We start from the raw sequence: 23,188 nt of genomic DNA on the forward strand, positions 1-23,188 counted from the left end.
TCGAGCCAGACCACCACCCCGCCAGGATCCCCACCACCGCAACAGCGGCACACCCACCCTGACACTGACGCGAGTTCTACGCTCGAGACCAGGCCTTGACGGCCCGGCGTGACCCGGGCGCGTCAGCCGACCAGCGACAGGGCCTTGGGCACGCAGCCGATCTCCACCGGCAGCCTGCCCAGCGGCTCGCCGTCGGCGTAGACCGGCCAGTCGGTGCCGTCCAGGCGCACCGCGCGGGCCCGCAGCGTGCGGACGGCGGGGTGATCGACGTGCCGCCCGGCCCGCAGGCTCGGCAGCATCCGCAGCAGCTCCCGCCTGCCCGCCCTGCCCACCAGCGTGACGTCGAGCAGGCCGTCGGCGGGGTCGGCGGCCGGGCAGATCGGGACACCACCGCCGTAGAACGGCGTGTTGCCGACGGCGACCAGGGTCGCCTCCAGCTCCAGGTCGCCGTCGTCGGTCAGCACGGTCAGCGGCCGGGTCCGGAAAGACGCCAGTTCGGCGAGGATCGCCAGGTCGTAGCGGCGCGGCCCGGACGGCCAGCTCATCCGGTTGGCCCGCTCGTTGACCAGCGCGTCGAACCCCGCGCACAAGACCGTGCCGAACCAGGTGTCGCCGACCCGGCCCAGGTCGATCCGGCGGGCGGCACCACCGGCCAGAGCGGCGACCACGCCGTCGGCGGCCGCCAGCGGGTCATCCGGCACGCCGAGTGCCCTGGCCAGGTCATTGCCGGTACCGGCGGGGACCACGCCGAGCGCCACGTCGTGGGCGGCGCAGAACTGCACCGCCTGGTGGACCGCGCCGTCACCGCCGAGCACGACCAGCAGGTCGAGCCCACGCGCGCGGGCGCCGGTCATCAGGGCGCGGGACTCCTCGACGGTGTTGGCCGCGACCAGCTCCAGGTGGGTCACTCCCGCCCGCAGCCGCTCCGCGACCCGTCCGGCCACCCTGGCGGCCGCGCCGTGACCGGAGTCGGGGTGCACGGCGAGCGCCGCGCGGGTCAGGTGACGTCCTCGGTGCCGGACTTGGCCGCTGGCTTGGCCGGCTTGGCTTCCTCGCCGTCGATCGTGGTGGGCGTGTACTCGAACGGTGCCGCCTCGTCGTCGGCGAGATCCTCGATGCCCTCGGCCTTGCGTTCCCGCGCCTTGCGCCGGTCGTGGATCCGGGCGACCTGGATGGCCAGCTCGCACAGCACGGTCAGCGCACCGGCCAGCGCCAGCATGGAGATCGGGTCGTTGCCGGGCGTGGCGAACGCGGCGAACACGAACAGGCCGAAGATGATGCCGCGGCGCCACTTCTTCAGCATCTCGTACTTGAGCACGCCGACCCGGTTCAGCATGACCACCAGCAGCGGCAGCTCGAAGCTGACACCGAAGATGATCAGCAAGGACAGGACGAACGAGATGTAGCGGTCACCGGCCAGCGCGGTCGAGAACGAGTCACCGCCGAAGCCGATCAACAGACCCAGGGCACCGGGGATGAGGATGAACGCCAGGTAGGCACCGGCCGCGAACAAGATGCTGGCGAAGCCGACGAAGATACGCGCGTACTTGCGCTCCTTCGAGTACAGCCCCGGCGCGATGAACGCCCAGAACTGGTACAACCACACCGGCGCGACCAGCACCATGCCCGCGGCGATACCCACCTTCAACCGGATCATGAAGGCTTCGAACGGCTGAGTCTGGAGCAGCGTGCAGGCTCCAGCCTCCAGCGAGACCCGACCCTCGCTGCTGACCGGCAGTGCGCAGTAGGGCGCCAGGATGATCTGACCGAGCGACGGGATCGGCCCCAGCCGATGGGCGAACCAGAAAAACCCGAAGATGCCACCCACGACGATCGCGAGAAGGGCATAGCCCAGCCGGCGCCGGAACTCGTAGATGTGCTCGATGAGCGTCATCGTGCCGTCGGGGTTGTGTCGCCGGCTGCGCTTGCGCCGCTTCCCGCGACGGGTCTCCGGTTTCGGGTCCGCCACTACAGGTCCGTTTCTGCTGTGCTCTGCCGCTGATCAGCCCGCGTTGGCGTTCTTCTGCGCCTGCTCGGCCGGGGTGGCGGCCTGCTGCTTCTTCAGCTCGTCCAGCTGCCGCTGCAGGTCCTCGACCTGCTTGCTGGTGGCCTGGTCACTCGGCGCGGGGGCAGGCGCCGGCGCCGGGGTGGCGGGAATCTGCTTGGCCTCGGCCTGCACCGTCGGCGCGGTGGGCTCGGCGGGCGGCTGCTCGCCCTCCTCCTTGTTGCGCATGTCCTTGGTCTCGGCCTTGAAGATCTTCATGGACTTGCCGATCGACCGGGCCGCGTCGGGAAGCCGCTTGGCGCCGAACAGGATCACGACGACCAGGACCAGGATGATCAAGTGCCACGGCTGCAGTGCACCCATATCTGTGGCCTCCTCACTCGTTCGGGTTCGATATTACTTCGCCGGCGCACCGCGCGAAGGCCACCGCTGCGTCACGGCGACGCGCACGGCGGCGTAGCGGGCACGCAGCAACCCTGCCCGGTCACTGGCATCCGTAGCCACCATGCTGCTGGTACGGCGAAGTGCACGCAAGCCTCGAACCAGACGAATCAGCAGGACGACGAGCAGGACGAGCCCGGCGACGGCGAGCGCAATGCTCGGCAGGTACGACACGCGGTCAGCTTACTGTTCCGAGGTGGCCGCCAGGTGACGTGCCCGCTCCAGCGCGTCGGCCGCCTTGCGACGAACGGCCGACGCCAGCTCCGCCGGACGCTCCACGGTCGCCGACCCGCCCAGGCCCAGCACCAGGCGGGTCATCCAGGACTCGTCGCCGTACCGCATGCGTACCCGCAACCGGCCGCCGGGCAGTTCGGCCAGCTCCTCGCACGGGTAGTACTCGGCAGCCCACCGGACGTCGGGGTCCAGGACCAGCTCGGCCACCTGCTGTTCCGGCCGCTCCCGGAACGCGCCCTCGCTGATGTCGGCAGGCTCGGCGTTCGACGGCACGGACGCCGGCTCGTCGAGCACGGTCAGCTCGTCGATGCGGTCCAGCCGGAACAGCCGGACGCCCTCGGCACGGCGGCACCAAGCCTCCAGGTAGCTGAACGCCTGGATGATGACCAGCCGCATCGGGTCGACCGTACGCTCGGTGACCTGGTCCTTTGACGCGGTGTAGTAACGCATGTGCACGGCGCGACCATCCCGCAGTGCCTGCTGGAGCGTGCCGCGGGTGCGGGCCGTGGTCTCGGCCTCGCGCACGTTCAGCCCGACGACGACGCCGGACGGGCGGGCCTCCCCCGCCGCCGCCTCGATCTTGGCGATGGCCCTGCGTACGGCGTCGGTGTCGACGACGCCCGGCGTCTCGGCCAGCGCCCGCAGCGCCACCAGCAGGGCGGTCGCCTCGCCGCCGGTGAGCCGCAACGGCCTGCGCATCCCGGCGTCGTAGGTGACGGTGACGCTCTCGTCCTCGAAGGACAGGTCGATGAGGTCACCCGGGCCGTAGCCGGGCAGGCCGCACATCCAGAGCAGCTCGAGATCCTTGCGCAGCTGTTTCGGGGTGACCTCGAAGTCCCGTGCCGCCTCCTCGATGCCGATGCCCGGCCTGGCCAGCAGGTACGGCACCAGTGCGAGCAGGCGGGGCATGCGCTGGGACGCACTGTTCACGCCGTCACCCCAGCACCGTGCACGATCAGCTCCAGCCGGTGCCGCACCGCCTTGGCCAGCACGTCCGGCTCCAGGACGAGCACGTCGGGCGCGTGGCCGGCGATCCAGTCGGCCGCGCCCTCCGGGAACCGCAGGTCGATCTCCATCACGTCGCCGGCGACACCGGCCACCGTACGGGCGCCGACGTGCCTGGCCTGGCGCCGCACACCGTGGGCGCGGTCCTTGGCCACCCACACCTTCGCCGTCGATGCCGGCCCGGTCTCGCGGTCGCCGGTGCCCGCGACGAGCTCCAGCAGGTTCACGTTGTCCGGCCTGCGTACCTCACCCGCCCGGCCGGCCGAGCGGACGTCGCCGATGATGCGGGACAGCCGGAAGCACCGCGGCGCCGCCCGGTCCCGGTCGTGGCCGACCAGGTACCAGCGGGCCCGCCAGGACACCACACCCCACGGCTCGACAGTGCGGGTCATCCGCTCCGGCGACCCGCTGCGGCGGTATTCGAACCGCACCACCCGCCGGTCCTGCACGGCCGCCAGCAGCGGCGAGAACGCGGGCTCGGTACGGACCCGCGGCTCCACGACGGGCTGCGCGCTCTGGTCGACCTCGACGCCCGCCGCCCGCAGCTTCACCAGCGCACCCCTGGCCTGCCCGGTCAGTTCGGGCGAGTCCCACAGGCGGACGGCCAGCCCGACCGCGGCCGCCTCGTCCGGGGCCAGTTCGATCTCGCCCAGCTCGTAGTCGCGGCGGGCGATCCGGTAGCCCTCGATCGAGTCGAAGGACGAGTTGCGACCCGTCTCCAGCGGGATGCCCAGCTCCCGCAGCTCGGTCTTGTCCCGCTCGAACATACGGAAGAACGCCTCGTCGCTGGTGGCGTCGGCGTACCCCGGCACGATCCCGCGAATCCGTTCCGCGGGCAGGTACTGCCGCGTGGACAGGAGGGCCAGCACGAGGTTGACCAGCCGTTCGGCGCGGGCAGTGGACACCCGCCCAGCCTAGCTGAGGGGCATCGGAGTTCAGCGCACCAACGTCGCCGCGCGCCCACCCGCGCCCGACGCCCAGCACGCCCCGCGGGCGGTGCAGTCGACGGTGTCGAAGCTGCCGGTGTCGAACGAGCGCCAGGTCCGGCCGCCGTCGCGGCTCAGGTCGCTGCCCGTCGGGCCGACGGCGATCGCCGTGCCACCCAGCCAGGACAGGCCGGACCGGTAGCCACGCGGTGCCTGCGCGGGCTGCCGCCAGCTGCGGCCACCGTCGCCGGACACGGCCAGTGCGGGCACCACCTCGGCAGGCCGGGCGTAGTCGCCGCCGATGGCCAGGCCGTGCCCGCGGTCGCGGAACGCCACGGCGAACACGCCGGCGGACTGGCTGCTCAGCAGCGGGGTGTCGACCGCGGTCCAGGTGCGGCCGGCGTCGCCGGAACGCAGCACCCGGGCCCGTTCGCCGCCCCCGGTGGCGATCCACGCGGCGTCGCGCCCCTCGGTCGCCACGCACTGGCCGCTCGCGGCGAACCCGGCCTCACCGGGCAGGGCGGGCGGCATGCCCTCCGGCGGGACGACCTGCCAGCTGCGGCCGCCGTCGCCCGTGGTGAGCACCCGGAACCGGCCGTCCACCGGGTCGCTCATGGCCAGGCCGCGCCGGTCGTCGAAGAACGCCATGCAGTCGTAGAACGCGGCAGGCTCGGCGTTGCGGAACACCAGGTCCCAGGAGGCGCCGCCGTCGCGGGTGCGGTAGATGCGCGACGCGTCACCGGGACCGATGGACAGCACCACGGCGCTGTGCGCGTCGAAGGCCTGCACGTCGCGGAAGTCCAGCGTCGCCGTATCCGGCGGGCCGACCCGCTGCCAGCTACGGCCCGCGTCGACCGTCCGCAGCACGGTGCCGCCGCTGCCGCCTGCCCACGCGACCGTCCCGCTGACCGCGGACAGCCCGCGCAGCTGCGCGGTCACGCCGGTCGGGGTCAACCGCCAGGACGGTCCCCGGTCCGCGGCGGCCGGAGCCGCGGTGGCGACCAGCAACGCGGCCGCGACCAGCGCGGTCAGCCGGCGCATCACAACGAGCTGATCAGGCGCTCGACCCGCTCGTCCACCGAGCGGAACGGGTCCTTGCACAGCACGGTGCGCTGCGCCTGGTCGTTCAGCTTCAGGTGCACCCAGTCGACGGTGAAGTCGCGCTGCGCGGCCTGCGCGGCGGCGATGAAGTCACCACGCAGCTTGGCGCGGGTGGTCTGCGGCGGGGTGTCCTTGGCCAGCTCGATCTCGCCGTCGTCGGTCACCCTGCGCACCAGGCCCTTGCGCTGCAGCAGGTCGAAGATGCCCCGGCCGCGGCGGATGTCGTGGTAGGCCAGGTCGAGCTGCGCGATCCGCGGGCTGGACAGGTCCAGGTCGTGCTTGGACCGGTAGCGCTCGACCAGCCGGTGCTTGATCGCCCAGTCGATCTCGGTGTCGATCTTGCTGAAGTCCTGCTCCTCGACGGCGTCCAGGGCGCGGCCCCACAGCTCGATGACCCGCTCCGCGGTCGGCCCCGAACCGTTGGTGCGCACGTGCTCCACGGCGCGGGAGTAGTACTCGCGCTGGATCTCCAGCGCCGAGGCCTCCCGGCCGCCGGCCAGCCGGACCTGCCTGCGGCCGGTGAGGTCGTGGCTGATCTCCCGGATCGCGCGGATCGGGTTGTCCAGGGTGAAGTCCCGGAACTGGACACCCTGCTCGATCATCTCCAGCACCAGGTTCGCCGACCCGACCTTCAGCAGCGTCGTCGGCTCGGCCATGTTCGAGTCGCCGACGATCACGTGCAGCCTGCGATAGCGCTCGGCGTCGGCGTGCGGCTCGTCGCGGGTGTTGATGATCGGCCGCGAGCGGGTTGTGGCGCTGGACACACCCTCCCAGATGTGTTCCGCACGCTGGGACAGGCAGTACACGGCACCGCGGGGCGTCTGCAGCACCTTGCCCGCGCCGCACACCAGCTGCCGGGTCACCAGGAACGGCAGCAGCACGTCGGCGATCCGGGAGAACTCCCCTGCCCTGGTCACCAGGTAGTTCTCATGGCAGCCGTAGGAGTTGCCCGCCGAGTCGGTGTTGTTCTTGAACAGGAAGATGTCGCCGCCGATGCCCTCGTCGCCGAGCCGCCGCTCCGCGTCGACCAGCAGATCCTCCAGGATCCGCTCCCCCGCCTTGTCGTGGGTGACCAGCTGGGTCAGGTCGTCACACTCGGCCGTCGCGTACTCGGGGTGCGAGCCCACGTCGAGGTACAGGCGGGAGCCGTTGGACAGGAAGACGTTGGACGACCTGCCCCAGGACACCACGCGCCGGAACAGGTACCTGGCCACCTCGTCCGGCGACAACCTGCGCTGCCCGTGGAAGGTGCAGGTGACGCCGAACTCCGTCTCGATGCCAAAGATCCGCCGCTGCATGTCACAAGAGTAGGCGTAACCGGCCCAGAGACGGTGCGCCGTTCGGGCGTCGGCGTTGCGTCGGTTACGTTGCACCTTGTGTTCAGGCACATCAAGCGCCCCCTCCGGCAGGTCGGCGCGACCGACCGGGAGCTGGTGCGGCGCAGCGCGCAACTGCCCCCCACCGTGGCCGACAACGTCCTCATGGTCCTGACCCGCTCGGCCAACCACGGCAAGCTGTGGTGGCTGGTCGCGGCGGCGCTGACCACCAAGAAGGGCGCCACCCGGCGGGGCGCGATGCGGGGTGTCGCCGCCATCGCCGGAGCCAGCGCCACGGCCAACCTCATCGGCAAGCCGCTGTTCCCCCGCCGCAGGCCCGCGGCCGAGGAGGTACCCGAGCACCGCAGGCTGGAGCGCAGGCCCACCTCGTCGTCGTTCCCGTCCGGGCACGCCGCGTCGGCGGCCGCGTTCGCCACCGCCGTGACCATGGAGTCGCCCCGGGCCGGCCTGTTCGTCATCCCGGTGGCGGCCGCGGTGGCCTACTCCAGGGTGCACACCGGGGTCCACTGGCCCAGCGACGTCGGCACCGGGGCGCTGATCGGCATCGGGTCGGCGCTGGCGACCCGGCACTGGTGGCCGCTGCACCCCGACGTCCCCGCCGACACCGAGCACCGCGCCGAGGCACCGTTCATGCGCGACGGCGAGGACATGCTGGCGCTGGTCAACCCCGGTTCGGGGACCGTGACCTTCGACCCGACCGAGGAGGTCCGCTACGCCTGGCCGAAGGCCACGCTGGTCTACCCCGACCCCGGCAAGGACATCCGCAGGCAACTGGCCGAGGAGATCGAGCGGCGCGGCACCGTGCGGGCGCTGGGCGTGGCAGGCGGTGACGGCACCGTCGCGGCGGTCGCCTCGGTCGCGGCCGACTACGACCTCCCGCTGGCGCTCATCCCGGCGGGCACGCTCAACCACTTCGCCCGCGACGTCGGCGTGAAGTCCATGCCCGACGCCGACGCCGCCACCGAGGCGGGTGCGGCCGTCGGCATCGACCTCGGCGAGGTGAGCATCACCGGCAGCGGCGGCACCGAGCGGCGGTGGTTCGTCAACACCGCCAGCATCGGCGGTTACCCGGAGATGGTCCGCATCCGCGAGAAACTGCAGGACAAGCTGCCGAAGTGGCCCGCGGCGGTCATCGCCCTGGTCCGCAGCCTGCGCAGGGCCAAGCCGATCGACGTCGTGCTCAACGGCAAGAAGACGTCCATCTGGTGGCTGTTCGTGGGCAACAGCCCGTACCTGCCCAAGGGGTTCGTCCCGTCCCGCCGGCCCGCGCTGGACACCGGCCTGCTGGACATCCGGTACCTGCGCGCGGACGTGCCGTACTCGCGGCTGCGGTTCATCCTGGCGACCATCACCAACACGCTGGGCACCAGCCACGTCTACCGCGAGTACGACCTGCCGACGCTGACCATCCGGCTGCTCAGCGGCAACCGCCGGATCGCCACCGACGGCGAGGTCGGCCCGCTGGGCAATGAGTTCTTCTTCCGCTCCCGCCCCAGCGCGCTGACCATCTACCGCCTCTGAATGCCGTGAAGGCCACCTTCACCACCTCTCACGTCAGGGGCCCGGCAAAGTCCGGTGACCGCGGCCGCGGCGCTGCTGCGAAGGGCACCTTGGTTGCGAGATTCGCCAGGATGGTGCCGTTGGCTGCGAGCATGCGCATCCCGGCCCGGGTCTCGCCGCCTCGGCGAGCACAGCGTGCACAACAGGCACAACGGGCTCAGCAATCCCACCGGCCACCACGAACGAGACCCTCGCGCGTCGGGCACAACCACGTGAAGGCCACCTCCACCACGTCTCACGTAATAAAGGTGGCCTTCACGAGCTTCGCGGCCCCGGCCGACCCGGTCAGTCCTTTGCGGACTCGCCGGAGTCCTTGCCGTTCCCGGCCTTCTTCGCGTCGTCGGCCTTGTCTCCGTCGTCGGCCTTGTCTCCGTCCTTGCCGCCCTTGTCCGGCTTGGGCAGCAGCGCCTCCAGCGCGGCACCGTTGATCCGGCGGAACGCACGCCGCGGCCGCGACCGCTCCAGTACCGCGACCTCCAGCTTGCTCACCTCGGCCTTGCCGCCACCGTTGTTGCCGCTGGAGCTGGCCTGCAGGGCCTCCACCGCGACGCCCACCGCCGCGGCGAGTTCCATGCCGTCGGCGAAGGTGTCCTTCAGCTTGGCGTTGATCGGCTCGGTCTGCCCGCCCATGGCCACGTACTGCGGCTCGTCGACGATCGAGCCGTCGTAGGTCAGCCGGTACAGCTGGTCGGTCTCCGGGCCGGCACCCACCTCGGCGACGCAGATCTCCACCTCGTACGGCTTGAGCTGCTCGCTGAAGATGGTCGCCAGGGTCTGGGCGTAGACGTTGGCCAGCGCGCGGGAGTTCACGTCCCGGCGGTCGTACTGGTAGCCCTGCAGGTCGACGTACTTGATGCCACCGCGCCGCAGGCTCTCGAACTCGCTGTAGCGGCCGACCGCGGCGAAACCGATCCGGTCGTAGATCTCCGACACCTTGTGCAGCGTCGTGGACGGGTTCTCGGCGACGAACAGCACGCCACCGGCGTACTTGAGCACGACGACACTCCGGCCCCTGGCGATGCCCTTGCGCGCGAGCTCGGAACGCTCGCGCATCAACTGCTCTGGTGAGGCGTACAGCGGCATCGTCACAGCGTTGGCTCCGCTTCTACTCGAAGGATGGGTATCGGGTCAGGCCAGCCGGCCGGGACGGGCGGCGCGGTCGTTCACCACGGCCTCGGCCACCGCCGCCAGCTGCTCCTCCGGCAACGCGACCGCGCCTTCCTCGGCCGTGATCGTGACGACCGTGGGGAAGACCCGGCGCACCAGGTCCGGCCCGCCGGTGGCGGTGTCGTCGTCGGCCGCGTCGTACAGCGCCTCGACGGCCACCCGCACGGCGCGGTCCACGTCGGAGTCGGGGTCGTAGAGCTTCTTCAGCGCCGACTTGGCGAACAGCGAACCGGAGCCGATCGCGTGGTAACCGGCGTACTCCTCGTACCGGCCGCCGCTGACGTCGTAGGACACGATCCGGCCCGCCCGCTTCGGGTCGTCCACCTCCGTGTCGTACCCGACGAACAGCGGCACGACGGCCAGGCCCGCCATCGCCACCTCGAGGTTGGCCTTCACCATCATCGCCAGCTTGTTGGTCTTGCCGTCCAGCGACAGCGACACGCCCTCGAGCTTCTCGTAGTGCGCCAGCTCCACGGCGTAGAGCCGAACCATCTCCAGCGCCAGCCCCGCGGTACCGGCGATGCCCACCGCCGAGTAGGAGTCGGTCACGTGGACCTTCTCCATCTCCCGGTGGGCGATCAGGTTGCCGGTGGTGGCCCTGCGGTCACCCGCGATCAGCACGCCACCTTCGAACGTGACGGCGACGATCGTGGTGCCGTGCGGCACGTCCACGCTGCCCGCCTGCCCGGAGTACCTGCGCCCGGGCAGCAGATCCGGCGCGTGGGCGCGCAGGAAGTCGGTGAACGAGGAGGTGGTCGACGACAGAAATGCCGCGGGCAGGGCTGAGCCCAGGTGGTTCGACGTGTTGTCCATGCGTGCTCGTGGTTCCCATCAACGAAGGTCAGCGGGCGCGGGTACTGCGGGGCAGGCTACTGGCCGCCCTTCTGCACGTACGCCCTGACGAAGTCCTCGGCGTTCTCTTCCAGTACGTCGTCGATCTCGTCCAGGATGGTGTCGACGTCCTCGCCGAGCTTCTCCCGGCGCTCCTGACCGGCCGGGGCGCCACCCTCGACGTCCTCGTCGGAGTCGCCGCCGCCGTGCCGCTCGATCTTCTCCTGCGCCATCATCGCCTCCCGGTGTGGCCGTTACCCTCAAGCCTACCCAGCCCGCCCGACATCCGATGCGACCAAGCGGGCCTCACTCCGCCGGCCCCGTCAACGCCTCGACCAGCTCCTCGGCGGTCGCGGCCTCGTCCAGCAGCTTCCCGACGTGCGCCTTCGTGCCCCGCAGCGGCTCCAGCGTCGGAATCCGCACCAGCGACTCGCGGCCCACGTCGAAGATGACCGAATCCCAGGACGCCGCCGCGATCGACGTCGCGTACTTCTCCAGCGTGCGGCCCCGGAAATAGGCCCGGGTATCCGACGGTGGCGTCGTGATGGCTTCCTGCACCTCCTCCTCGGTGACCAGGCGTTTCATCGAACCCCTGGCGACCAGGCGGTTGTACAGGCCCTTGCCCATCCGCACGTCGGAGTACTGCAGGTCGACCAGGTGCAGCCGCGGCGCGGCCCAGCCGAGCTGGTCGCGGGCCCGGTAACCCTCCAGCAGCCGCAGCTTCGCCGGCCAGTCCAGCCGGTCGGCGCACTCCGCCGGGTCGCGGGCCAGCGCGTCCAGCACCTCGCCCCACACCCGCAGGACGTCCTTGGACTGGGCGTCGCCGCCGTGCTTGTCCAGATGCTCGGCGGCCCGCTCGTGGTAGGCGAACTGCAGGTCGAGGCCGGTGAACTTGCGCCCGCCCGCGACGTCGACCTTCGTCTTCAGCGTCGGGTCGTGGCTGATCCGGTGGACGGCCCGGACCGGCTCGTCCAGCTTCAGGTCGTCGAACCGCACCCCGGCCTCGATCATGTCCAGGACCAGGGCGGTGCTGCCCAGCTTGATGTAGGTCGAGTACTCGGACAGGTTGGCGTCGCCGATGATCACGTGCAGCCGCCGGTACTTGTCGGCGTCGGCGTGCGGCTCGTCGCGGGTGTTGATGATCCCGCGCTTGAGCGTGGTCTCCAGCCCGACCTCGACCTCGATGTAGTCCGAGCGCTGCGACAGCTGGTAGCCGGCCTCCTCACCCTGCGGGCCGATGCCGACCCGGCCGGAGCCGGTGACCACCTGGCGGGACACGAAGAACGGCGTGAGACCGGCGATCACCGCGGTGAACGGCGTCGACCTGGCCATCAGGTAGTTCTCGTGGGTGCCGTAGCTGGCGCCCTTGCCGTCGACGTTGTTCTTGTACAGCTGCAGCGCCGGCTGACCGGGGACGGTGGCCGCCCGCATGGCGGCCTCCTCCATCACCCGCTCACCGGCCTTGTCCCAGATGACCGCGTCCCGCGCGTTGGTCACCTCGGGGGCCGAGTACTCGGGGTGCGCGTGGTCGACGTAGAGCCGCGCGCCGTTGGTGAGGATGACGTTGGCCGCGCCGAGGTCCTCCACATCCGGGTCGTGCCCGGGACCGCCCGGGCCGGCGAGGTCGAAGCCCCTGGCGTCCCGCAGGGGCGACTCCACCTCGTAGTCCCACCGGGCACGCCGGGCCCGGGGGATGTCGGCCGCGGCCGCGTAGGCCAGCACCACCTGGGTGGACGTCAACACCGGGTTGGCCGTAGCGTCGCCCGGCACCGCGATGCCGTACTCGACCTCGGTTCCCATGATCCGCCGCATGTGTCACACCCTACGGGTCCCATGTGACACACGGGTATCGCGGCGCGCGGGAGCGAAGGAGCAAGATCATCAGCGGAGACGAGCTGGTCGCCGTCTACGACGAGACGGGCGAGGTCACCGGCACCGCCACCCGGGCCCAGGTGCGGGCGCTCGGCCTCTGGCATGCCGCCGGGGTGGTGCTGGTCCGCTCCCCCGACGGCTCGCAGGCGTACGTGCACCTGCGGGCCCCGGGCAAGGACGTCTTCCCGAGCACCTACGACTGCTGGGCGGGCGGGGTCGTCGCGGCCGGTGAGACCCCGGCCGAGTGCGCCGCCAGGGAACTGGCGGAGGAGCTGGGCGTGCGCGGGGTCACACCGGTACCGCTGTTCACGCTGGTCTACGACAAGCCACCGATCCGCTGCCACAACTTCGCGTTCGAGGTGCGCTGGGACGGGCCGTTCGTCCACCAGCCCGAGGAGGTCGTCGACGGCCGGTGGCTGCCGCTGGAGGAACTGCGCCGCTGGGCGGAGGACCCGGCCTGCCGGTTCGTCCCGGACGGCAGGCTCGGCATCCTGGAGTGGTTCCGCCGGCGGGACGCCTAGGGGCGGGCGCGGTCCAGTGCCGCGCCGGCGATGGGGGCCAGGCGCCGGGCGGCGTCCGCGGAGCGGCCCTGGCTGGCCGCCGCCACCCACAGCACGGAGACGATGCCGCCCTTGGTGAGCAGCACCGTGCACGGCGTCGAACCCGACCGCTGCGGGCCGCACCAGCCGCGCGCCGCGTCCGCTCCCCTGGGGACGGACACGGTCATCGGGCTGCCGTCGTCGCAGCGCACCCGGTCGACGACGGCAGCGGCGTCACCGGAGTAGGCCAGCACCTGCTGGGTGAACGTCGCCCCGGACGGGTAGCGCCAGCCGGTCACCCGGCGCTGCTCGGCGGGCGGAAGCCCAGGGCACCCGCTCGGCTCGTCGGCGGCGGCGCGCTCAACGCCCTCACCTGCCACGTCGGCCTCGGTGAGCAGGGCTTCGGTCAGCCGGTCGGGCGCGGCGGGCGGTGGGACGGGCGCCGGTGGCGGGGGCGACTGGACCGGGACGGCCTTCGGCTCGTCGGGTGCGCTGGGCGCCGGGTCGTCGTAGTAGGTGTCCAGGTCGTTGGGCCGGTCCGAGCAGCCGCCCGCCAGAAGTAGCGCGACGGCCGAGACGACGACCAACTGCCGTTGACGCACCGAACGGTCCCCTCAGGTGTTCCGCGTTTTCCGTTTGACACGCCGGGAAACCCGGCGCGAGGGCACCGACCCTAGTCGTTCAGTGCCACGGCAGTGCCGACCGGGTGGCCCAGTACCGCTCGGGCGGTTCGGCGAGATCGGCCGGGTAGCCGGCGGTGGTCTCGGCGAGGTTCGCGGCGAGCTGCGCGGGACTGGCCGGCCCGAGCAGGACGCCGTCGGCGAACGGCTGCCGCGCGGCGGCGCACACCGCGAGCGCGTCCGGCGTGACGCCCGCGTCGCTGGCCGCCGCGGCGAACGCGGCGGGTGGGTCGACGGCCAGCCTGCCGTTGGCGAGGACTTCCTTCAGCAGCACGGTGTTTCCCGCGCGGTGGGCCTCGTCCAGCGCGGCGCCCGCCGACGGTTCGAGCACGTTCCACGTCGACTGCACCAGGCTGAACACCCGCTCCCCCGCCGATTCCAGCTCGAACGCGCGGCGCACGGTGTCGGCCTGCGCGGGACCGGAGGTGGAGAAACCCACCGTGACGCCCTCGGCCCGCAGCCCGGCCAGCGCGTCGAGCAGCGGGGGATCGGTGAACAGCGGGCTGTCCGGGGTCAGCGAGTGCACCTGGTAGACCGAGACGGCCTGCCCGAGCAGGGCGCGGGTCTGCGCCCACTGCGTGCGGAAACGGCCGAGCGAATGCTCCTTGACCTCGTGCACCTCGGCGTCGGGCCGCCAGTCCGCGGTGTAGCGGTAACCCCACTTGCTGGAGACCCGGACGCCGGTGTGGCCGCGGTCGGCGAGCCAGCCCGCGAGGAACTCCTCGGCCCTGCCGTAGGAGCGGGCGACGTCCACCCAGCGGATGCCTGCCGCGTAGGCCGCGTCGAGCACTTCCCAGCTGGCGGCGCGCATCGCGTCGACGCCGCGGTCCGCGGGCAGCGCGCCGTCGCGCCCGATGTTGATGTAGGCGGGCCGGCCCAGCGCGGCCAGCCCGAGAACGTAGTCCGCCACACCCGGACCCTAGACGGCCGATGCCGCACCGGATCTTCCGGTGCGGCATCGGCGGTCAGCGGGGCTGGAACCGTCAGCGGTTACGGATGCGCTCACGCACCCACTTGCCCGCTTCCTTCAACACACCCTCGCCCGCGAAGCTGTTGCCCGCGCACGTACCGGACTTGAACACAGCGCCGGTGCGGTGGTCGTCGGAGAAGTTCCAGTTGGTCCAGCTGATCTTCTTCCGCGCCATCAGATCGATGTACTTCTGCGACTGGGAGAAGTTGTTCCCGCCGTCGCCCGAGGCCGTCTGGGTTCCGAACTCGGTCACGAAGACCGGAACCTGATCGGCCACAGTGGACAGGACGTTGAGGTAGTCGTCCTTGTGCGAGGCGGCATAGAAGTGGAACGTGTACATGATGTTCGAGGCGTTGATCTTGTTGTTGATCACCTCGGACGGGCTCTTGCCGTCGGAGTGGCCGAACGTCGACCAGCCGTGGGTACCGACCAGCACGAGGCTGTCCGAGTCCTCGGCACGAATCACCGGGATGACCTGCTCGGCGTAGCTCTTCACGCGCGACCAGGACACCTTGTTGGGCTCGTTGGCGATGTCGTAGATGATGTTGGTCTTGTTCTTGTGCCTGCTGGCGATCTCCTTGAAGAACGTCTTCGCCCGCGAGGTGTTGTAGTTCGGGTCGCCCGGCGTGAGCTGGTGCCAGTCGACCAGTGCGTACATCCCGCGCTTGGTGGCCTCCTCGATGTAGCCGTGCACCATGTCGGTGAACTTGCGCGGGTTGCTCTCGTAGCCGCCTTCCTGGATGTACATGGCGATGCGCAGGACATCGGCCTTCCAGTCGGTGGCCAGCGCGTCCAGCGAAGCGGACTTCACGCACTGGGAGAACCACTGGATGCCGTGGGTGCTCATGCCCCGCAGCTGGATCTCCTTGCCGTCCTTGTTGCACAGCCGGACGCCGCAGACCCGGAGCTGGCCGTTGACCGCCGCGGGTGAGCCCGGCGGCAGTGCCGCTGGTGCTGCCGCCGCGTCGACGGCGGGAGCCGCCTCAACGGCCGGCGGGGCGGCCTGCGCACCACCGGCGGCGACCAGCACGGGCGCGGCCACCACCGCGGCCACCACCGCTCCTGTCCGGCGCCAGAGCCTGTCCCATCTCATGCAGCTTCTCCTTCCGAAACGGGGGTGGGCACGCATCGGGCACGCGTCCACCCTCGAACTGGGGCGCTGGCGGCGGAATTAGATAGGAAAGTTTCCTTACTAATGAGAGAGGACTGTAGTGAGGGCGCTCACAGCTCGTCAAGGGTTCACCGTGAGTCAAGAGCCGAAGGTCGGGTTCAAACACCCTTACGCCGCAGCAGTTCCAGGAACTGATCGGAGTTGAGGACCTGCCGGTGCAGCTTCTCCAGCCGCGCGGCGGGAGCCCGTACGTACCCCTTGCCGAACACTGGCGCGATCTGCCGCAGGCTGGCGCCGGCCTCCCTGGCCGCGAGCAGTGTCCAGTCCGAGGCGTTGGCGAACGCCGTCGACGCGGACCGCAACTGCCCGAGCAACTCGATCAGCTCATCCGGGCTCACCTCGCCCCGCCGGACGGCCACGGCCACCGTCTCCAGCCATTCGGTGACCTGCGCTGACGTGATCGGAGCCGACACCGGCGACGATTCGCTCATGGCCCCGCAGTATAGGGCGTTATACACCAGTCGGTGTCCGGACACGCCGAAGTGGCCCGCCCCGACGGGAGCGGGCCACCCTGGCTTCGGTCAGAGGTACTGGCCGGTGTTCGTGGCCGTGTCGATCGCCCTGCCGGAGTCCTGGTTCTTCCCGGTGACGAGGGTGCGGATGTAGACGATCCGCTCCCCCTTCTTGCCCGAGATGCGTGCCCAGTCGTCCGGGTTGGTGGTGTTGGGCAGGTCCTCGTTCTCCGCGAACTCGTCGACGATCGCGTCCAGCAGGTGCTGCACCCGCAGGCCGGGCTGCTTGGTCTCCAGCACCGACTTGATCGCCGCCTTCTTCGCCCGATCCACGATGTTCTGGATCATCGCGCCGGAGTTGAAGTCGCGGAAGTACAGGACTTCCTTGTCCCCGTTGGCGTAGGTGACCTCCAGGAACCGGTTCTCGTCGCTCTCCTCGTACATCCGCTCGACGGTGTGCTGGATCATCGCGTCGAACGTCGCCTTCGGATCGCCGCCGAACTCGGCCAGATCGTCGGCGTGGATGGGCAGGCCCTCGGCCAGGTACTTGGAGAAGATGTCCTTCGCACCCTCGGCGTCCGGACGCTCGATCTTGATCTTCACGTCCAGCCGGCCCGGCCGCAGGATGGCCGGGTCGATCATGTCCTCCCGGTTGGAGGCGCCGATGACGATGACGTTCTCCAGGCCCTCGACACCGTCGATCTCCGACAGCAGCTGCGGCACGATCGTCGTCTCAACGTCGGACGACACACCGCTGCCCCGGGTACGGAAGATCGAGTCCATCTCGTCGAAGAACACGATCACCGGCGTTCCCTCGGACGCCTTCTCGCGTGCCCGCTGGAAGATCAGGCGGATGTGCCGCTCGGTCTCACCGACGAACTTGTTGAGCAGCTCGGGGCCCTTGATGTTGAGGAAGTACGACTTCGCTTCGGCTCCGTCGTCGTCGCCCCTGGCCAGCGCCACCTTCTTCGCCAGCGAGTTGGCCACGGCCTTGGCGATCAGCGTCTTACCGCAACCGGGCGGGCCGTACAGCAGCACGCCCTTCGGCGGCCGCAGCTGGTACTCCTGGTACAGGTCGGCGTGCAGGAACGGCAGCTCGACGGCGTCGCGGATCTGCTCGATCTGCCTGCCCAGGCCACCGATGTCCTCGTAGCTGACGTCCGGGACCTCCTCCAGCACCAGGTCCTCGACCTCGGCCTTCGGCACCCGCTCGTAGGCGTAGCCCGCCTTCGAGTCCACCAGCAGCGAATCCCCCGGCTTCAGCGGCTGCTCGGCCAGCGGGTCGGCGAGGAACACCACGCGTTCCTCGTCGGCGTGCCCGACGACCAGCGCCCGTGAGCTGCCGCCCTCGACGGACGGCGCCAGGACCTCGCGCAGCGCACAGACCTCGCCGGTCCGCTCGAAGTCGCCACCCTCGACGACGGTGAGCGCCTCGTTCAGCCGCAGTGCCTGCCCGCGCCGCAGAGTCTCCACCTCGACCGCGGGCGACACCGACACGCGCATCTTCCGGCCCGCGGTGTAGACGTCGACCGTGCCGTCCTCGTACGACTCGACGAAGACGCCGTATCCACTGGGTGGCTGCGCGAGCCTGTCGACCTCCTCACGCAGAGCGAGCAGCTGGCCGCGTGCCTCGCGCAGCGTCTCGACCAGTTTGTTATTCCGCTCGGTGAGCTGGTTCACTCGCTCCGATGCTTCGGCGAGCCGCTGCTCGAGCACCCGGTTCTGACGTGGAGACTCGGTGAGCTTCCGGCGCAGCAGGGCGACTTCCTCTTCCAGGAAGCGAACCTGTCGTGCCTGGTCATCGGGCCTGACGTCGGGTCCATTCGGATCGGTCGGGTCGGCGTCCTCAGGCCGACCTCCGGGAAGGTTGTGTTGCATGTCGGCACCTCCTCGGAGTGCTTTTCAGTCCACGGTACCGGCGATCACCGACATGAGAAGCCCTATCCGCATCACAGGATCGGCGCGTCGCGAACAAGATCGGTCTCAAGCACGGACTCCGTCGAAGCGCAATGGTCCAACCCGGTACAGGCCACGGGGAGCAAACCGCTACCGTGCGTTCATGGCAGCAGCCGGGTACCCCACCGCGGCTGCCGCAACCGTCACCAGACTTCCAGGGGGCTTCGATGACCTACCCACCGCAGCAGCCGGGTCCCTACGGCCAGCAGGGACCGTACGGCCAGCAGGGCCCCTACGGTCAGCAGCCTCCACAGCAGGGCTTCCCGCCCAGCGGCCCGCAGCCCCAGCAGGGCTGGGGCCAGCCGCAGCAGCAGGGCTGGGACCAGCAACAACAGCACGGCGGTTATGGCCAGTACCCGCAGCAGGGCGGCGGGTTCGACCAGGAACCGCCCAAGAAGAGCAAAACGGGCCTGATCGTCGGGCTGTCGGTGCTCGGCGTGCTCCTCGTCGGCGGTGCCGTCACGGCGATCCTGCTGCTGACCGGGGACGACGAGGGCAACGGCAACCAGACCGCCGCCCAGCCGCCGAACCCCAGCAGCTCCGCCCCCGCCGCGCCGGGACCGAGTTCCGGCAAGAAGTCGAGCGCGCCGACCAGCGACGCGCCCGGCGCTGACACCGGTTCGCCCGAGGACGTGTCCGCGCTGCGGACGCTCGCCGAGACGTTCTCCGACGGCCTGCTCAAGGGTGACCGGGACAAGGTCGCCGGCACCGTGTGCACGCCGGACAAGATCAAGCCGACGCTCACCCCCGCCCCGCCCGGCTCGTCGATCAAGCTGGACGGCGACCCCAAGGTCGTCGCGGGCAAGGGCAAGATCGCGCTGGTCCTGACGTCGGAGGGCAAGACCCAGAAGCAGAACCTGGACGCCGAGCGCAAGAACGGCAGCGACTGGTGCATCACCGTCCCCGGTACCTGACGCGATGACCTACCCCTGGGAGACCCGGCCCGAGGAGAAGTCCCGGGCCGGGCTGGTGGCCGCACTCGCCGGGGCCGGGCTGGCCGTGGCGGCGATCGTCGTGCTCGCCGTCCTGCTCCCGGGTTCCAGCGCGGTCGCGGGCAAGGCGGTCCCCGCCGACGCCGGACCACCGCAGCCCAGTCCCGCGCCGCTCAGCTCGGCGGCGCCGTCCAGCGCGGTACCGTCGAGCACCCGGCCGCCCGCCTCCGGCCGGGGCGAGGCCAGCCCCGAGGCGGCCGCGCAGGCCATCATCGAGGCGATGAACGCCAGGGACGCCAGGCGTTACGCCGCCATCACGTGCGTCCAGCCCAGCGAGACAGCCATTGCCAAGCTGCAGGAGACCTGGAACAAGGCGGGCGACTACCAGGCCGCACTGGTCAAACCGCCCGCCGTCCAGGACGCGACCGCGATCGTGAGCGTCCGCGTCACCGTCGGCAGCAACCACCGGGACACCGACTTTTCCCTGCTGCGCCAGTACAACCGCTGGTGCATACCCGGCTGAGCATCCTCGCTCCGTTCAAGGCACGTGAAGGCCACCTTCACCACGTGAGACGTCAGGGCCCCGGCAAAGTCCGGGGCGGGGTGATCGTGCGTGAGCGTGGAACTCGCGTGCCGGAACGCAGAACTCGCGTGCACGAGCGTGGAGTTCATAGCGTGAGACACGCCTCCCACCCCGTGGCCCCGCGAGTCCCACCTTCCTGCACGCGAGTCCCACGCTCCCGCACGCGAACTCCACCTTCACGTACACCACCCGACTGCCGGGACCGCGCGGGAACGTACAACTCGCGCGCCAGAACCTACGACTCGCGCCCCAGAACGTACGACTCGCGCGAACGGGCCGTTCACGCAGGCGATCGGCACAACGTGAGAACCCCGGTCCACATCGTTCAGGCGCCGGGGTTGGCCTTGTTCGGCCGCCGCTGGGGACGCGGCGGGGTGACGCCGTCGGCCAGGCGGCGTGCCGTCAGCAGGAACGCCGTGTGCGCCACCATGCGGTGCTCCGGCCGGACGGCCAGCCCGACCACGTGCCACGGCCGCAGCAGCGTCTCCCACGCCTGCGGCTCGGTCCAGTTCTGCTGCTCCCGCAACGCCTCGGTCACCTTTGACAGCTGCGTCGTGGTCGCCACGTAGACCACCAGCACCCCGCCGGGCACCAGGTGCTCCCGCACGGTCGGCAGCACGTCCCACGGCGCCAGCATGTCGAGCACCACGCGGTCGACCTCGCCGGTGTGCTCCGCGACGTCGCCGACGGTCAGCGACCAGTTCTCCGGCTCCTCGCCGAAGAACCGCCGCACGTTCTTGCGGGCGTGGTCGGCGTGGTCGTCCCGCACCTCGTACGAGGTAACGCTGCCGGTCGGCCCGACCGCCCGCAGCAGCGAGCAGGTCAGCGCACCCGACCCGGCGCCTGCCTCCAGCACGCGCGCGCCGGGGAACACGTCGCCCCACATCACGATCTGCGCCGCGTCCTTCGGGTAGATGACCTGCGCGCCCCTCGGCATCGACAGCACGTAGTCGGCCAGCAGCGGGCGTAGCGCCAGGTACGACGTACCGCCCGCCGAGACGATCACCGATCCCTCCGGCTTGCCGATCACGTCGTCGTGCGCCAGCGCCCCGCGATGCGTGTGGTACTCGCCCCCCTCACTGAGGACGATCGTGTAGTGCCGCCCCTTGGGGTCGGTCAGCTGCACACGGTCACCGACGCGAAACGGCCCCCCTGCGGACACCGAACCTCCCTGCGCTCTGCGAATCAGCGCACGATCCTCGCAGAGGCCCGGATCAGGCCGGACGCCACCCGGTCATCGCCGCCCGCAGGTCCTCCCTGCGCAGCACACCGGACGGCCTGCCCTCCTCGTCGACGACGAGGAACTGCCACGCCGGGGTCTCCCGGACCCGCTCGGCGATCTCCTCCCCCGGCTCCGACGACAGCAGCACGGTCTCGGCCCGGATCGGCTCCGCGGCCAGCTCCGCCGGAGCGTTCGGCGACTCGGCTGCCAGCCGCTGCGCCGCGTGCTCGTCGAGCAGGCCCGCGGCCACACCGTCGGCCCGCACCAGCACCACTCCCCTGCCCGCGGACGCGGCGAGCGCGTCACCGACCGGGCTCTCCGCGGGCAGCTGCAGCACGGGCCGGATCAGCTGGGCGGGCTGCAGGTCCTCGGGCCAGCTCCGCCTGCCCTCGGCGGCCATCTCCGACCCGGCCCCCGCGACGACGAACCACGCCGTCACCACGCAGACGCCCAGCCGCAGCCAGCGGTCGTCACTGCCGGCGGCCATCCCCCACAGCGCCCACACCATGAGCGCACCCGCGACGATCCAGCCGCCGACGACGGCGGCCTTCGTCCCCCGGGCCCGGGTCCCGGTAAGAGCCCACAGCCCGGCTCGCAGCATGCGGCCGCCGTCCAGCGGCAGGCCGGGAAGCAGGTTGAACACCCCGACCGCGAGGTTGGCGACCGCGCACTGCGCAACCAGCAGCCAGGCCGCGCCACCGGGCGGCACGGCGAACAGCAGCAGCCCGCAGAACCCCGCCAGCAGCACCGACACGATCGGACCCGCCGCGGCGACGACGCCCTCGTGACTGGGCTTACGGGGCGTTCTGGTCATTTCGGACAGCCCGCCCAGCAGGAACAGCCGCAGCCGCCGGACCGGGATGCCCAGCCGCAGCGCGACGACACAGTGCCCCAGCTCGTGGGCCAGCACCGACAGGCCGAGCAGCACCGCGAACGCCGCCGCCAGCGCCCACGACGTGCCCACCCGGGCACCCGGCAGGAGCCGTTCCACCAACGGCGCGTACAGCACGACGACGATCAGCGAGCCGATCCACCAGGACGGCGCCAGCAGCACCGGCACCCCGCCGACGCGGAACAGCAGCAGGCCGCCGTCCACCCGGACGGCCCTGCGGCCGGGTGGCACGTGTTCGCTGGTCGCGGCCATGCAGGCATGGTAAGCGCCCAGGTGTGGGACGGCGGTAATCACGGCACCCGAACGGTGAACTCGCGCGGGAGAACGTACGACTCGCGCGGGGGAACGTACGACTCGCGCGGGGGAACGTACGACTCGCGGGAGCGTCGTACCCCTGCCCTACGCTCTGGGGCATGAGCACCGCGGGGACAGCTGCCGAGCCGTCGGCAGAGACAGAGGAAGACTCGAAACCCCGCCGGCCTGCCCTCTCGCCCTCGCGGGCCAGCGACTTCAAGCAGTGTCCCCTGCTGTACCGCTTCCGGGCGGTCGACCGGCTGCCCGAGCGGCCCACCAAGGCCCAGGTCCGCGGCACGCTGGTGCACGCGGTGCTGGAGAAGCTGTTCACGCTGCCCGCCGGGCAGCGCAGCCCGGACCAGGTCAAGGCCATGCTGGAGCCCGCCTGGCAGGAGCTGTCGGCCGAGCGGCCGGAGTGGGCCGAGCTGTTCGCCTCCGGCGAACCGGACGAGGTCTCCGACTGGCTGGCCTCGGCGGGCACCCTGGTGGACAGCTACTTCGGCCTGGAGGACCCGAACCGCTTCGAGCCCGAGGCGTGCGAGCAGCACGTCGAGATCGAACTCGGATCCGGCGTGCTGCTGCGCGGGTACGTCGACCGCATCGACGTCGCCCCGACCGGCGAGATCCGGGTGGTCGACTACAAGACCGGCGCCGCGCCGAGGCTGATCGGCGAGGCCAAGGCCATGTTCCAGATGAAGTTCTACGCCGTGGTGCTCTGGCGGCTCCGCGGCGTGGTGCCCCGCCAGCTCAAGCTCATGTACCTCACCGACGGCCAGTCGCTGGTCTACTCGCCGGACGAGGCCGAGCTGCGCCGCTTCGAACGCACGCTGGAGGCCATCTGGCAGGCCATCCTGCGAGCGGGCAAGACCGGTGACTTCCGGCCCAGCCCGAGCAAGCTGTGCGGCTGGTGCGATCACCAGGCACACTGCCCCGAGTTCGGCGGCACACCGCCGGAGTACCCCGGCTGGCCGGAGCCGGACAGCGGGGAGGAAAGCCCACTGGACAGAGCGGACTGAGT

At 70.9% G+C, this 23,188-nt stretch carries 24 protein-coding genes; 5 read left to right on the forward strand and 19 right to left on the reverse strand.

The window, feature by feature from the left end:
- Positions 1–122: 122 nt before the first annotated feature.
- Genes EWH70_RS10790 through pafA form a run of 8 tightly spaced genes read right to left on the reverse strand, consistent with a single transcriptional unit; the run spans position 123 to position 7,010 of the window.
- On the reverse strand, positions 123–1,001 hold the full coding sequence (locus EWH70_RS10790) for a diacylglycerol/lipid kinase family protein (RefSeq protein ID WP_130475501.1): 879 nt from the start codon (positions 999–1,001) through the stop codon (positions 123–125).
- Positions 998–1,969 carry a twin-arginine translocase subunit TatC gene (gene tatC / locus EWH70_RS10795; protein WP_240686921.1) on the reverse strand — a complete coding sequence of 324 codons (972 nt, stop codon included), beginning with the start codon at positions 1,967–1,969 and terminating at the stop codon, positions 998–1,000. Before tatC ends, EWH70_RS10790 begins: the two co-directional genes overlap by 4 nt.
- Before the next feature lie 33 nt (positions 1,970–2,002).
- Positions 2,003–2,368, reverse strand: coding sequence for a Sec-independent protein translocase subunit TatA (gene tatA / locus EWH70_RS10800; protein ID WP_130475190.1), 366 nt, complete (start codon positions 2,366–2,368; stop codon positions 2,003–2,005).
- A gap of 33 nt (positions 2,369–2,401) precedes the next feature.
- Positions 2,402–2,620: a bacteriophage holin gene (locus EWH70_RS10805; protein WP_130475191.1), complete on the reverse strand. Its 219-nt coding sequence runs from the start codon at positions 2,618–2,620 to the stop codon at positions 2,402–2,404.
- 9 nt (positions 2,621–2,629) lie between these two features.
- A complete protein-coding gene (locus EWH70_RS10810) occupies positions 2,630–3,589 on the reverse strand; it encodes a helix-turn-helix transcriptional regulator (RefSeq protein WP_420809052.1) in 960 nt (319 codons plus the stop codon).
- Positions 3,590–3,606: 17 nt separating this feature from the next.
- Positions 3,607–4,590, reverse strand: a complete 984-nt coding sequence (locus tag EWH70_RS10815; protein ID WP_130475193.1) for a helix-turn-helix transcriptional regulator — start codon at positions 4,588–4,590, stop codon at positions 3,607–3,609.
- A 30-nt stretch (positions 4,591–4,620) separates the two neighbouring features.
- Positions 4,621–5,652, reverse strand: coding sequence for a WD40/YVTN/BNR-like repeat-containing protein (locus EWH70_RS10820; protein ID WP_130475194.1), 1,032 nt, complete (start codon positions 5,650–5,652; stop codon positions 4,621–4,623).
- Positions 5,652–7,010 carry a Pup--protein ligase gene (pafA, locus tag EWH70_RS10825; RefSeq protein WP_130475195.1) on the reverse strand — a complete coding sequence of 453 codons (1,359 nt, stop codon included), beginning with the start codon at positions 7,008–7,010 and terminating at the stop codon, positions 5,652–5,654. Before pafA ends, EWH70_RS10820 begins: the two co-directional genes overlap by 1 nt.
- A 183-nt stretch (positions 7,011–7,193) precedes the next feature.
- Here pafA and EWH70_RS10830 point away from each other — a divergent pair, with 183 nt between their 5' ends.
- A complete protein-coding gene (locus EWH70_RS10830) occupies positions 7,194–8,570 on the forward strand; it encodes a bifunctional phosphatase PAP2/diacylglycerol kinase family protein (RefSeq protein WP_420809053.1) in 1,377 nt (458 codons plus the stop codon).
- 324 nt (positions 8,571–8,894) lie between these two features.
- Here EWH70_RS10830 and prcA read toward each other — a convergent pair whose 3' ends face one another.
- The 4 genes from prcA to dop form a co-directional block, all read right to left on the reverse strand.
- Positions 8,895–9,698 (reverse strand): proteasome subunit alpha, encoded by an 804-nt coding sequence (gene prcA / locus EWH70_RS10835; protein ID WP_130475197.1) that lies wholly within the window; start codon positions 9,696–9,698, stop codon positions 8,895–8,897.
- Positions 9,699–9,737: 39 nt separating this feature from the next.
- Entirely contained in the window at positions 9,738–10,589 is an 852-nt protein-coding gene (gene prcB / locus EWH70_RS10840; protein WP_130475198.1) for a proteasome subunit beta, read from the reverse strand.
- A 56-nt stretch (positions 10,590–10,645) separates the two neighbouring features.
- The gene (locus EWH70_RS10845) at positions 10,646–10,840 is read right to left on the reverse strand and encodes a ubiquitin-like protein Pup (RefSeq protein WP_130475199.1); all 195 of its coding nucleotides are present in this window, start codon (positions 10,838–10,840) and stop codon (positions 10,646–10,648) included.
- 73 nt (positions 10,841–10,913) lie between these two features.
- Entirely contained in the window at positions 10,914–12,419 is a 1,506-nt protein-coding gene (gene dop / locus EWH70_RS10850) for a depupylase/deamidase Dop (protein WP_130475200.1), read from the reverse strand.
- Between the two features lie 68 nt (positions 12,420–12,487).
- Between dop and EWH70_RS10855 the strand changes: the two genes are divergently transcribed.
- Positions 12,488–13,000 carry an NUDIX hydrolase gene (locus EWH70_RS10855; RefSeq protein WP_420809054.1) on the forward strand — a complete coding sequence of 171 codons (513 nt, stop codon included), beginning with the start codon at positions 12,488–12,490 and terminating at the stop codon, positions 12,998–13,000.
- Here the strand turns inward: EWH70_RS10855 and EWH70_RS10860 are convergent.
- The 5 genes from EWH70_RS10860 to arc all read right to left on the reverse strand — a co-directional run bounded on the left by EWH70_RS10860 (position 12,997) and on the right by arc (position 18,169).
- Positions 12,997–13,620: a hypothetical protein gene (locus EWH70_RS10860; protein WP_130475201.1), complete on the reverse strand. Its 624-nt coding sequence runs from the start codon at positions 13,618–13,620 to the stop codon at positions 12,997–12,999. The genes EWH70_RS10855 and EWH70_RS10860 overlap by 4 nt on opposite strands.
- A gap of 79 nt (positions 13,621–13,699) precedes the next feature.
- A complete protein-coding gene (locus EWH70_RS10865; RefSeq protein ID WP_240686922.1) occupies positions 13,700–14,608 on the reverse strand; it encodes an aldo/keto reductase in 909 nt (302 codons plus the stop codon).
- A gap of 73 nt (positions 14,609–14,681) precedes the next feature.
- The gene (locus EWH70_RS10870; RefSeq protein WP_130475202.1) at positions 14,682–15,761 is read right to left on the reverse strand and encodes a glycoside hydrolase family 5 protein; all 1,080 of its coding nucleotides are present in this window, start codon (positions 15,759–15,761) and stop codon (positions 14,682–14,684) included.
- A 176-nt stretch (positions 15,762–15,937) separates the two neighbouring features.
- Positions 15,938–16,270 carry a hypothetical protein gene (locus tag EWH70_RS10875; RefSeq protein ID WP_130475203.1) on the reverse strand — a complete coding sequence of 111 codons (333 nt, stop codon included), beginning with the start codon at positions 16,268–16,270 and terminating at the stop codon, positions 15,938–15,940.
- Between the two features lie 90 nt (positions 16,271–16,360).
- On the reverse strand, positions 16,361–18,169 hold the full coding sequence (gene arc, locus EWH70_RS10880) for a proteasome ATPase (RefSeq protein WP_130475204.1): 1,809 nt from the start codon (positions 18,167–18,169) through the stop codon (positions 16,361–16,363).
- A gap of 245 nt (positions 18,170–18,414) precedes the next feature.
- Here arc and EWH70_RS10885 point away from each other — a divergent pair, with 245 nt between their 5' ends.
- Positions 18,415–19,161, forward strand: a complete 747-nt coding sequence (locus EWH70_RS10885; RefSeq protein WP_130475205.1) for a flagellar basal body-associated FliL family protein — start codon at positions 18,415–18,417, stop codon at positions 19,159–19,161.
- 4 nt (positions 19,162–19,165) lie between these two features.
- Positions 19,166–19,702 carry a hypothetical protein gene (locus tag EWH70_RS10890; protein ID WP_130475206.1) on the forward strand — a complete coding sequence of 179 codons (537 nt, stop codon included), beginning with the start codon at positions 19,166–19,168 and terminating at the stop codon, positions 19,700–19,702.
- 385 nt (positions 19,703–20,087) lie between these two features.
- Here EWH70_RS10890 and EWH70_RS10895 read toward each other — a convergent pair whose 3' ends face one another.
- A complete protein-coding gene (locus EWH70_RS10895) occupies positions 20,088–20,924 on the reverse strand; it encodes a tRNA (adenine-N1)-methyltransferase (protein ID WP_130475207.1) in 837 nt (278 codons plus the stop codon).
- 52 nt (positions 20,925–20,976) lie between these two features.
- On the reverse strand, positions 20,977–22,128 hold the full coding sequence (locus tag EWH70_RS10900) for a site-2 protease family protein (protein ID WP_130475208.1): 1,152 nt from the start codon (positions 22,126–22,128) through the stop codon (positions 20,977–20,979).
- A gap of 161 nt (positions 22,129–22,289) precedes the next feature.
- On the opposite strand from EWH70_RS10900, the gene EWH70_RS10905 reads away from it, so the two are divergent.
- On the forward strand, positions 22,290–23,186 hold the full coding sequence (locus EWH70_RS10905) for a RecB family exonuclease (RefSeq protein ID WP_130475209.1): 897 nt from the start codon (positions 22,290–22,292) through the stop codon (positions 23,184–23,186).
- Positions 23,187–23,188 lie beyond the last annotated feature (2 nt).

Origin of the sequence: Amycolatopsis suaedae, from assembly GCF_004214935.1 — a bacterium.
In the GTDB taxonomy this organism is placed as follows: domain Bacteria; phylum Actinomycetota; class Actinomycetes; order Mycobacteriales; family Pseudonocardiaceae; genus Amycolatopsis; species Amycolatopsis suaedae.